Origin of the sequence: Brachyspira pilosicoli P43/6/78 (assembly GCF_000325665.1) — a bacterium.
In the GTDB taxonomy this organism is placed as follows: Bacteria; Spirochaetota; Brachyspiria; order Brachyspirales; family Brachyspiraceae; genus Brachyspira; species Brachyspira pilosicoli.
In genome coordinates this window covers 2403054-2415313 of the sequence record NC_019908.1, presented here as the reverse complement: position 1 = coordinate 2415313, position 12260 = coordinate 2403054, and the positions used below count along the sequence as shown (strand labels likewise).

6 protein-coding genes are annotated in these 12260 nt (G+C 30.0%); 5 read left to right on the top strand and 1 reads right to left on the bottom strand.

From position 1 onward, the window contains the following. The first annotated feature begins 35 nt into the window (after positions 1 to 35). From ygfK to BPP43_RS10795, 4 genes are all read left to right on the top strand, one after another. Positions 36 to 3011, top strand: a complete 2976-nt coding sequence (gene ygfK / locus BPP43_RS10810) for a putative selenate reductase subunit YgfK (protein ID WP_015274950.1) — start codon at positions 36 to 38, stop codon at positions 3009 to 3011. 100 nt (positions 3012 to 3111) lie between these two features. Beyond that, the gene (gene xdh / locus BPP43_RS10805) at positions 3112 to 5685 is read left to right on the top strand and encodes a selenium-dependent xanthine dehydrogenase (protein WP_015274949.1); all 2574 of its coding nucleotides are present in this window, start codon (positions 3112 to 3114) and stop codon (positions 5683 to 5685) included. Between the two features lie 3 nt (positions 5686 to 5688). Further along, on the top strand, positions 5689 to 6516 hold the full coding sequence (yqeB, locus tag BPP43_RS10800) for a selenium-dependent molybdenum cofactor biosynthesis protein YqeB (protein ID WP_015274948.1): 828 nt from the start codon (positions 5689 to 5691) through the stop codon (positions 6514 to 6516). Positions 6517 to 7373: 857 nt separating this feature from the next. Further along, the gene (locus tag BPP43_RS10795; RefSeq protein ID WP_015274947.1) at positions 7374 to 7937 is read left to right on the top strand and encodes a hypothetical protein; all 564 of its coding nucleotides are present in this window, start codon (positions 7374 to 7376) and stop codon (positions 7935 to 7937) included. 519 nt (positions 7938 to 8456) lie between these two features. Here BPP43_RS10795 and BPP43_RS10790 read toward each other — a convergent pair. Beyond that, positions 8457 to 10625, bottom strand: a complete 2169-nt coding sequence (locus BPP43_RS10790) for an ankyrin repeat domain-containing protein (RefSeq protein WP_015274946.1) — start codon at positions 10623 to 10625, stop codon at positions 8457 to 8459. Positions 10626 to 10780: 155 nt separating this feature from the next. On the opposite strand from BPP43_RS10790, the gene hydA reads away from it, so the two are divergent. Beyond that, on the top strand, positions 10781 to 12217 hold the full coding sequence (hydA, locus tag BPP43_RS10785) for a dihydropyrimidinase (RefSeq protein WP_015274945.1): 1437 nt from the start codon (positions 10781 to 10783) through the stop codon (positions 12215 to 12217). Positions 12218 to 12260: the final 43 nt, after the last annotated feature.

The following is a 12260-nucleotide window of genomic DNA, read 5'->3' as shown; positions in this document are numbered from 1 at the left end:
AAACAGTATTAATTAATATAATTGGAGGATTATAAATGAGTGATGTAATGACCCCTATTCCTTTTGGAAACCTTATGAACTGGGTTTTGGAAGAAAAAAAATCTGGTAAGGTATTTGGTATTTCAAGGGCATTCAAAGCTGATAAAGCTAAATATTATGAAATTTTTGGAAGAAAATTAGAAACTCCTATAGGACCTGCTGCAGGACCTCATACTCAGTTGGCTCAAAATATAATAGCTGCTTATTATACAGGAAGCAGATTCTTTGAACTTAAAACAGTACAAAAAATGGACGGTGAAGAATTAAGCAAATGTGTTGCTAAACCTTGTATCACTGCTAATGATGAATGTTATAACTGTGAATGGTCTACTGAGCTTTATGTACCTCAAGCTTTTGATGAATATGTTAAGGCTTGGGTTGCTTTAAAAGTAATTGCTAAAGAATGGGATTTAGGAGAGATGGACGGTTTTCAGTTTAATATGTCTGTTGGTTATGATTATGAAGGCATTAAAACTGAAAAAATTGATAACTTTATTGAAGGCATGAAAAATGCTTCAAACACTCCTATATTCAAAGAATGTAAAGAATGGCTTACTAATAATATAAGCAGATTTAAAAACTTCAAAAAAGAAGATATTGATAAAATTAATGCTGATATTTGTAATTCTGTTACATTATCTACTCTTCATGGCTGTCCTCCTACAGAAATAGAGAAAATAGCTTCTTATTTAATTACAGAAAAAAAATTGAACACATTCGTAAAATGTAACCCTACTCTTTTAGGTTATGATTATGCTAGAAAAACTTTAGATGAAATGGGTTATGATTATATATCATTTACTGATTTCCACTTTAATGATGACTTGCAGTATAGCGATGCTGTTCCTATGCTTCAAAGACTTCAAAAATTAGCTGAAGACAATTCACTCTCATTCGGTGTAAAAATTACTAATACATTCCCTGTAGATGTTAAGCAAAAAGAATTGCCATCTGAAGAGATGTATATGTCTGGTAAGTCTTTATTCCCTCTTTCTATGACAGTAGCTTCAAGATTAAGTAAAGATTTTGACGGAAAATTAAGAATATCATATTCTGGTGGTTGTGATTATTTTAATATTAATGATGTAATAGATGCAGGAATATGGCCTGTAACTATGGCTACTACTTTCTTAAAAACAGGCGGTTATCAAAGAGGAGAGCAAATAGCTAAAAACCTTAAAGACCCTAAGGCATTTACAAAAGTAGATGTTGCTAAGACAGAAAAAATTATTGAATGGGGTAAAAAAAGCAAGCATCATGTTAAGCCTATTAAACCTCTTGCAAGCAGAAAAGTTAATAAAAAAGTGCCTTTAGTTGATTGTTATATAGCTCCTTGTATGGAAACTTGTCCTATACATCAAGACTTAACTACTTATATAAGACTTAATTCTAAAGGACAATATGAAGAATCTTTCAAAGTAATAATAGAGAAAAATGCTCTTCCATTTGCTACTGGTATATTATGTCCTCATACTTGTATGGATAAATGTACTAGACAATTCTATGAAGAGCCTGTAAGTATTAGAGCTTGCAAATTGGAAGCTGCTAAAGCTGGATACAGCAAAGTAATTGGCACATTAAAAGCTGCTCCTTCTATAGGTAAAAAAGCTGGTGTTATAGGTGCTGGTCCTGCTGGTCTTTCTGCTGCTTTCTTCTTGGCTCGTGCTGGAGTGGAAGTTACAGTATTTGATAAGAGAGAAAAAGCTGGTGGTGTAGTTGCTAATATTATACCAAGATTTAGAATTACAGCTGAAGAGATTGGAAATGATATAAGTTTATGCAAACAAATGGGTGTTAAATTTGAACTTGGCAAAGAGATAAAAGATATAAAAGAGTTTGCTAAAAATTATGACTACACTATTGTTTGTATAGGTGCTCATAAAAATATGCCTTTAAAACTTGAAGCAGGTGAATCTATGAATGCTCTTAAATTCTTAGAAGAATTCAATAAAACTAATGGTAATGTTGAATTAGGTGAGAATGTAGTAGTAATCGGAGGCGGTAACACTGCTATGGACGCTGCTCGTGCTGCTAAGAAAAATAAGGGTGTAAAAAATGTTAGATTAGTTTATAGAAGAACTAAAAGATATATGCCTGCACATGAAGAAGAGTTAAAAGAAGCTTTAGAAGATGGTGTTGAGTTTATGGAACTACTTGCACCTGTTAAATTAGAAAACGGCAAACTTCTTTGTAAAAAAATGGAATTATCTGACTATGATGAAAAAGGCAGAAGAAACGTTGTTGAAACTAATGAAACAGTAGAAGTTCCTGCTAACACAGTAATAGCTTCTATTGGTGAGCAAATTGAATCTGACTTCTATAAATCTAACGGTATAGATGTTGATGATAAAGGCAAGCCAAAATGCAATGCTAATAATGAATCATCTATTAAAAATGTTTATGTTGCTGGTGATGGTTTATATGGTGCTGCTACTATAGTTGAGGCTATAAGAGATGCTAGAGTTGTTGCTGAATCTATTTTAGGAAAAGCAATTGCTCCTGATTTAGCTTCTGTTTCTACTGAAGAGATTTCTTACAGCAAAAAAGGTAACTTAAAAGAGGTATCAAAAGACCCTGAAGCTACTAGATGTTTAAGCTGTGATTATATATGTGAAAGCTGCACAGAGGTTTGTCCTAACAGAGCAAATGTATCAATTAAAGTTGAAGGCGGAGCTAAAATATCACAAATTATACACGTTGATTATATGTGTAATGAATGCGGTAACTGTGAAACATTCTGTCCTTATAGTTCTGCTCCTTATAAAGATAAGTTTACATTATTTGCTACTGCAGATGATATGAAAAACTCTAAAAATGATGGTTTCTTATTCTTAGATAAAGAAGGAAATGCTAAACTTAGAATTGACGGCAAAGAAGAATCTTATAAAGCTGGAAGTTCTAAAAACTTTAATGGAGTTTATAGCATAGTTGATAGCGTATTTAATAATTATAAATATTTAATATTAAAATAATTTAATTATTATATTTTATATATAACATAACAATGGATTTTTTTATAATTCATTGTTATGTTTATTTTGTTAATATATTATTAAAATTGGAGGTATAATAATGGGTGAAAGTGCCAAGATTATAATTAATGGCAAAGAAATGAGCTTTGACTCTGATAGAAAATTAATGGACGTTCTTAGGAATGATTGTAAATGTAAATCAGTAAAAGACGGCTGCTCTGAAGGAGCTTGCGGAACTTGTACTGTATTAATAGATGGAAAACCTACTAAAGCTTGTATACAAACTATAGGAAGACTTCAAGGAAAGACTGTTCAAACTATAGAAGGATTTACTCAAAGAGAAAAAGATGTTTATTCTCATGCTTTTGCAGTTGCTGGTGCTGTGCAATGCGGATTCTGTATACCTGGTATGGTGATATGTGCTAAGGGGTTAATTGATAAAAATAATAACCCTACAAGACTTGAAATTGTTGCTGCTATAAAAAACAATATTTGCAGATGTACTGGATACAAAAAAATCATTGATGCTATTGAATTAGCAGCTAAAATGATTAGAGAAAATATTGATGTTAAAGAATACAAAGGTAAAGTAAAATTAGGCGATAAAAACATTGTAAGAGTGGATGCTAAAGAAAAAGCACTTGGTATTGGTGAATATTGTGATGATGTTGAAATAGAAGGTATGCTTTATGGTGTTGCTGTTAGAACTAAATACCCTAGAGCTAAAATATTAAAAATAGATATTAGCGAAGCAAAAGCTTTAAAAGGCGTTGTTGATATAATCACTGCTAAAGATTTACCTGGAGCAAAAAAAGTTGGTCATATTTTCCATGACTGGGACGTGCTTATTGGAGAAGGCGAAACTACAAGATTTATTGCTGACGGTTTAGCTTTGATTGTTGCTGAAGATGAAGCTACTGCTAAAAAAGCTAGAGATTTAGTAAAAATAGAATATGAAGAGTTACCTCTTGTAAGAAACCCTGAAGAAGCTATGAAAGAAAATGCTCCTTTAGTTCATGAAGATAGAGAAAGCAATTTACTTACTCATGAAAGATTAGTTAAAGGCAATGCTGATGAAGTAATAGCTAAATCAAAATATAAAGTTACAAGACATTATGAACTTCCTTGGACAGAGCATGCATTTATGGAAGCAGAGGTTGCTGTTGCTATGCCTTTTAATGGTGACGGTATATTTGTATATTCAAGCGACCAGAGTGTTTATGATACAAAAAGAGAAGTAGCTATGGCTTTGGGAATAGACCCTGAAAAGGTTGTAGTAGAAAATAAGTATGTAGGCGGCGGTTTCGGCGGTAAAGAAGATATGAGCGTTCAGCACTATGCTGCAATAATGGCTTATAGAACAAAAAGACCTGTTAAATTTAAACTTACAAGACAAGAAAGTATTAACTGGCACCCTAAACGCCACCCTATGAGCATAGATATGACTACTGCTTGCGATGAAAACGGTATACTTACAGCTATGAAAGCTACTTTAATAACTGATGCCGGTGCTTATGCTTCATTATCCGGACCTGTACTTCAAAGAGCTTGTACTCATGCTGCTGGTCCTTATAATTATCATGTTATAGATATAGAGGGTAAATCTTTCTACACTAATAACCCTCCTACTGGACCATTCAGAGGTTTTGGTGTTCCTCAATCTTGTTTTGCTACAGAGATGAATATAAACTTGCTTGCTGAAATGTGCGGTTTAGACCCTTGGGAAATAAGATACAGAAATGCTATTCGTCCTGGTCAGGTACTTCCTAACTATCAAATAGCAGATGATTCTACTGGTCTTGTTGAAACATTAGAGGCTGTTAAAGATATATTCTACAACAACAAATATGTAGGTATAGCTTGTTCTTTGAAAAACTCTGGTGTGGGTGTTGGGCTTCCTGATACTGGAAGAGTTCGTTTATTAATAAAAGACTCAAAAGTTAATGTATATTCTGCTGCTTCTTGTATTGGTCAGGGTATTGCTACTGTACTTTATCAAATAGCAGGTGAAACTCTAAATTTAAATGATGATGAGATAATAGTTCATCAGCCTAATACTGCAACTTCTCCAGATTCTGGTACTACTTCAGGTTCTAGACAAACACTTATTACAGGTGAGGCTTGTAAGAGAGCTTGTGAAGAACTTAAAAAAGATTTAGATTCCGGCAAAACTTTAAAAGACTTGGAAGGAAAAGAGTATTACGGAGAATGGCTCACAATAACTGACAAAATGGGAGTGGATAAACCTAATCCTGTTTCTCACGTGGCTTATAGTTATGCTACTCAAGTATGTATACTTAATGAAGATGGTACAATACAAAAGGTAGTTGCTGCTCATGATATAGGAAAAGCGATTAACCCTATAGCTTTAGAAGGACAGATTGAGGGCGGAGTTGTAATGTCTTTAGGTTATGCTTTAACAGAAAAATTCCCGCTTGAAAATTGTGTTCCTAAAGTAAAATTCGGTACTTTGGGATTATTCAGAGCTGATAAGACACCTGATGTTGAATCTATTATTATAGAAAAAGAAGGTGTTCCTTATGGTTATGGTGCTACTGGTATAGGAGAGATTTCTAGTATACCTACTGCCCCTGCTGTTGCTTTGGCATATTATAAATTTAACGGCGAGTTCCAAACAGAATTGCCGCTTAAAAATACTCCTTATTCAAGATAATTTATGAGTTTAATTAATAATGAACTTGTAATTGTAAGAGGAGCTGGTGATTTAGCTACTGGTGTTGTGTACTCTCTATATAAGGCTCATTTCAAAGTTATTATATTAGAGACGCAGCACCCCTCTGCTATAAGAAGAAAGGTTGCATTATCTGAAGCTGTTTATGATGGTAAAACAAAAGTAGAAGATATTGAAGCTGTACTTGTAAAAAACTATGAAGAGGCTCTTAATATAATTGCAAATAAAGATTATAAAGAAATTCCTATTCTTATTGACCCTAACTGTGAAATATTAAATCATATAAAACCAACATTTTTAATTGATGCTATAATCGCTAAAAAAAATCTAGGCACTAATAAATCTATGGCAAAATATACTATAGTATTAGGACCTGGTTTTACTGCAGGCAAAGACTGCGATATTGTTATAGAAACTATGAGAGGCCACAATCTTGGAAGAATGTATTTAGAAGGCGAAGCTATACCAAACACAGGAATACCAGGAAACATTGGAGGCAAAGAAGCTGAAAGAGTAATACATGCAAGCTCTGACGGCATTATTGAAAACATAAAAAACATAGGCGATTTTGTGAGAGAAAAAGAAGTTATAGCATATATAAACAACGATAACAAAAAAATAGAAGTAATAGCACCTTTTGAAGGGCTTTTGCGAGGCATTATAAGAGATGGTTTTAAAGTACACAATGGATTAAAAATAGCAGATATTGACCCTAGAAAATCTGAATATGATAACTGTTTTACTATTTCAGACAAGGCAAGAAACTTGGGCGGAGCTGTGCTTACTGCTATGATCTATTTATATAATAGATAATTTATTTTTTAAATAAAAATTTTAAGTTTTTTATTTGTTGGTACTAGCCACCTGCAAAGCGTACCCATAAGGTACCACACTTCTTTTACCGACGCTCTGCGTGCCGTAGGCAAGGTACCTTTCAATATTGGTATAAAAGAGTTTATATCCATCGTATACACTTCATAAAAACTACATTTTATACAAAAAACATGTATTTATCTTAATTTAAAACATAATTAGTATTACTTAATACTATTTTTTTATTATGCTTGCTTAAAATTGTATTTAAAAATTTCATTTTATTCGTATGAACAAAATAGAAAACTACTTTGTTCATACGAATAAACTATAAACATTATTTTTTAAAAAAAGAGAATTTATTAAATTTTATTTTATTTAAGATGATATTTTTATTTATATAATTTATTAATGAAAATATATCTACATATATATGTTTTAAAAAGTATTATAAAAAATATGAAAAATATGAAAAAATTACAAATAAAATATTGACATAAAAATAAAAAAGTAATATTATATATTCATAATGAACAATATAAGAATATCTTCAAATATAACTGATAATCAGCAATCAGCAATCAGCAATCAGCAATCAGCAATCAGCAATCAGCAATCAGCAATCAGTATTCTTTAAATAATAAAAAATCTAAAAATATACTAACTATAATAAAACTGCAAACTCTTTTTGTGTTGCATAAATTAATTAATACACTAAGAAAAGTATATTATTACATAAATATCATTTTCACAAATATACTTAACATAATAAATCAATATTCTGATGTCAATTATTCAGCAATAAACATTATTATTAATGTTTATAATAAAAAAATTTATTAAAAGGAGTTCGTACTATGAACAAAAAGATTTTATCCATTTTTGTAATGGTAATGGCTTTATCATTACTCAGCATAAGCTGTAACAACAAAAAAACAACTGGTACTGGTGATATTGGAGGTGGAACTACAGAAAATACAGGCACTACAGAGGATACAGGCAATAAAAAACCTGAAGAAACTAAAACAATATTAAAAGCATCTGATTTAGAGGCTTGGTTAAAAAATATACCAGAAACTTCACCAGTAAATAACGCTATATTTACTTTTTCTAGCGGAAATTTTTCAGGCGATACATTATCTGTAGAAAGTACAGGTGCTTCTGGTAGAGTTTCTGCAGACAATGTAAAAACTGAAGTATTAAATAGCTTAAAGAGCCTAGATAAAAGTAAATTTAAAATCAAAACTACTATAGGTCGTTCAATATTTACAGGAGGTAATGCTAGTGGAAATTCACCATTAGTTGCAACATTTGAGATAGAGCCTGGAAATGATTCATATGTATTTGATAGTAATGTAGAAGCAATTAAATCTAAAATAAAACTATCACTTACAGTTAACGACAATTATATCTGGCAATAAAGGATTTAATTCATAATAGTTTTTTATTATTTATTATTTATTATAAAAGAGTATATATGGAAGGATTTTAATTCTCCTTCCTATATACCCTTCAACCAAACACATTATAAGCATAAAATATATTTTTACAACTAAAAATCTATTTATTTATTCAAGCTTATTATGAATTATCATAAAATTGGGCTTGATAAAATATAATGATTCCCCTTGTTTGAAATAAGCAGGGGGTTTTTATTTTTTAAATATGTTAATTAATTTAATATCTAATACTATTTATATTTTTCTATACTCAATTCTTTTAATTCACTGATAAGATTTAAATTAATATTTTTAACTATAGCTTTATTTTTTAACCTTATTAAATACCTAATCTTCTTTCTTCCTCAAGTATTATTTGTCATATAAATATACTTCTATTTTATCATATTCATTAATCTGTAAAAATTATTGTATCTTTTCTGTACTTCTATAAGTTTTTATTTTACTAAAATATAAAATTAGAAAATTAATTATAAAAATTTAGTTTCTATTTCTTTGAGCTCTTTGAGCTTTTTTTAAAATACTTACAATTTTTCTAAGTTTAAGATTCTCTGCTATATCTAAAGCAGTATCTCCATGGTTATCTTCTATATTTATATCGGCTCCTTTTTCTACTAGAAATTTAACATATGGTTCAGCAAACCTTGATCCTGATGATGCACAAGCCCACATTAAAGAAGTGTATCCATTATAATCTTTGGCATTAATATCTGCACCTTTTTCTAATAAAACTTCAGCTAATTTTATACGATATTCCTGAAAACTTTTATTATTAAAATTACCTTCACCCATACCAAGATATATAAAAGGAGTATATTCTCGTTTATTTTTTATGTTTACATCAGCACCTTGCTCTATTAAAAAATTAGCTATTTCAAAGTCTAATATATCAATACTGCCTTCATCTGAAGTATCAAGAGTTTTATTTAAAGCTGTGTCTCCTTTATTATCTTGTGCATTTATATTGGCATTTTTTGAAACTAAATATTTTATTACATCTATATTTCTTTCATGACTATACTCACATGCTGATATTAAAGCAGTACTTCCTCCTTTATAAAAGTTTACATCTGCACCGTTTTCAACTAATAATTTTACTGTTTCTAAATTATTTACACCATATATTAAGGCTGTATTTCCATAATTATTGAAAGCATTTATATCAGCACCTTTTTGTATTAGAAGTTCTATCACTTTTATATTATGAAGTTTGGAAGCATACATTAAAGGTGTCTCTCCATCCTCATTTGTTACATTTATATCAGCACCATTATTTATTAAATATTCTGCAACAGATGAATTTTCATCATATCTAGATTCAATATGTTCATAATCTAATGAGAGTAATAGAGGAGTTTCTACTGAGCTATATTCAGAATGTGTTTTGGCATTTACATCAGCACCTTTTTCAACTAAAAATTTAACCATATCATAGTCATTTATTGCAGCTGCTATCATTAAAGGAGTATAATCATAATCATCAGGAGAATGCTCCCCACCATCTATTCTTGATTCTAAGTCAAAACCATTTTCTACTAATACTTTAAACATTTCTCTATTTTGTACCAATGCTGTTGAAGCTCTATAAGATATATTAAGAAGTGATGCTCCATAATTGTTTTTAGTATTTACATCAGCACCATATTTTATTAATAAATTAAATATTTTTTTAGCATTTTCTAGTCTTTCTTCTTCTCCATAACCAGCATAGTAAATATTATAATATAATACAGTGTTTCCATCATTATCTTTAGTATTTATATTGGCACCATTTTCTAATAAAAATTTAACCATTTCATAGCTTCCTATCATAGCAGCTCTCATTAATGCTGTATAACCATATTCATCTTTTGTGTTTATATTGGCACCTTGTTGTATAAGTAATTTTGAAATATCAAAATTATTATTAGCAATAGCAATCATTAAAGCAGTTTTCTTTTCATTATTTGCTGTATTAGGATTGGCACCTTTATCAAGCAAATATTTAACCATATCATAATCTTTTTTATAAACAGCAATCATTAAAGGAGTATAATCATAATCAGATCTATCCGCCTTTATTCTTGACTCTAAATCAAAACCATTTTCAACTAATATTTTAAACATTTCTTTATTTTTATCAAAAGATTCTGAAATTCTATAGGATACATCAAGAAGAGATGTTCCTTTATCGTTTTTAGTATTTACATCAGCACCGTATTTTATTAATAAATTAAGTATTTTTATAGCATTTTCTGTTTCATTTTTTTGTCCGCGACTATTATGCTCAATACTATAATATAATGCAGTATCTCCTTCTGTATCTCTAATGTTTACATCAGCACCATTTTTTAATAAAAATTCAACCATTTCATAATTTGTATCTCTAGCAGTATACATTAATGCTGTAGCACCTGCTTTATCTCGAATATTGACATCAGTACCTTCTTCTATAAGCAATTTTGCTATATCATTATATCCACTTACAGAAGCATTCATTAAAGCTGTTCTATCATAAGAATCTAATGCATTACAGTTTGCACCTTGCTCTAAATATGATTGAACTTTTTTTATATTATTATCTTCTACAGCAGAAAATAACAATTCATCTAAAGTTTTAGAATACAAAAGAATATTAAACAAGAATAATATAACAAATACTTTTTTCATATATACCCCCATATATACAATTTGATTATATATTACAAAATATTCACAGTCAATATAATCATAATTCTTTAATTTCTATAATATATTAATTTATAAATTGATATTAATAAAATTTTTAGTATAATTAAATTGTTATTTTATTATAGGGAAGTGCTATGAAAATTATTATAAAAAATGGTACTATAGTTAATGCTTCAGAAACTTATAAAGCTGATATATTAATAGAAGATGAAAAAATATCTAAAATAGGTACTGATTTAAAATGCGAAGGAGCAGAAATAATTGATGCTTCAGGTAAGTATGTAATGCCTGGTGGAATTGATGTTCATACGCATATGGATATAGATGTAGGAATTGGCAGAGCTGTTGATGATTTTTATACTGGTACTGTTGCCGCTGCTTGCGGGGGCACTACCACTATAGTTGATCATATGGGCTTTGGACCTAAAGACTGCGATGTGTTTCATCAATTAAAATATTATCATACTCTTGCTGATAATAAGGCTGTTATTGATTATAGTTTTCACGGAGTTTTGCAGCATGTTGATGAAGATGTTCTTAATGGGCTTGAAGTATTAGCAAAAGAAGAAGGCTTACAAAGTACAAAATTGTATTTAACTTATAACTATAAAATAGAAGATGATAATGTTGTGCGTGTACTTAAAAAAATGAAAGAGCTTAATGGAGTTTCTGCTTTTCATGCTGAGAACCATTATGTAGTAGAATATTTAAAAAAGAAATTTGTTGAAGAGGGAAAAACTTCTGTACATTATCACCCTATAAGCAGACCTCCTGAAGCAGAAGCAGAGGCTGTTAATAGAATTATACATTTATCTGTTATAGCGGGAAATGCTCCTGTATATATAGTTCATACTTCTGCAGCAAAAAGTGTTGATGAAATAGTTAATGCTAGAGCTTTGGGACACAAAAATATTTTTTCAGAAACTTGTCCTCAGTATTTAGTTTTAACTGATAAAGAATATGACAGAGAAGACGGACTTAAATTTGTAATGTCTCCTCCATTAAGAAAACAGGAAGACTCTGACAGATTATGGAAAGCTATTGCAGACGGACATATTCAGGTAATAGCAACAGACCATTGTCCTTTTAATTATGAAACAGATAAAATAAAAGGAAAAGATAATTTTACTAAATGCCCTAATGGTGCAGGCGGAGTTGAGGAGAGATATCCTTTGATGTTCTCTGAAGGAGTTATGAAAGGAAGAATAAGTATTAATAAATTCGTTGAAACTTTATGCTATAACCCTGCTTTAATATATGGACTTTATCCAGAGAAAGGTGCTATTATTCCAAATGCCGATGCTGATATTACTATAATAGACCCTAATAAAAAATCAGTTATCACAAAAACAAATATGCATGGGGCTTGTGATTATACTGCTTATGAAGGAATTGAACTTTTATGTTCTATTGATACAGTTATATCAAGAGGAAAAATTGTATGTAAGGATAATAAGTTTGTAGGCACTAAAGGACATGGAAAATTTATAAAAAGAAAAACACTAGATAAATATGCAGATTTTAGTAATCATTTTAAATTAGGTGATTATGTGGATATTGATTGTAACTAAAAAATTGTAAATTAATAGCAGTTATTATTTTTTAATAGCTGCT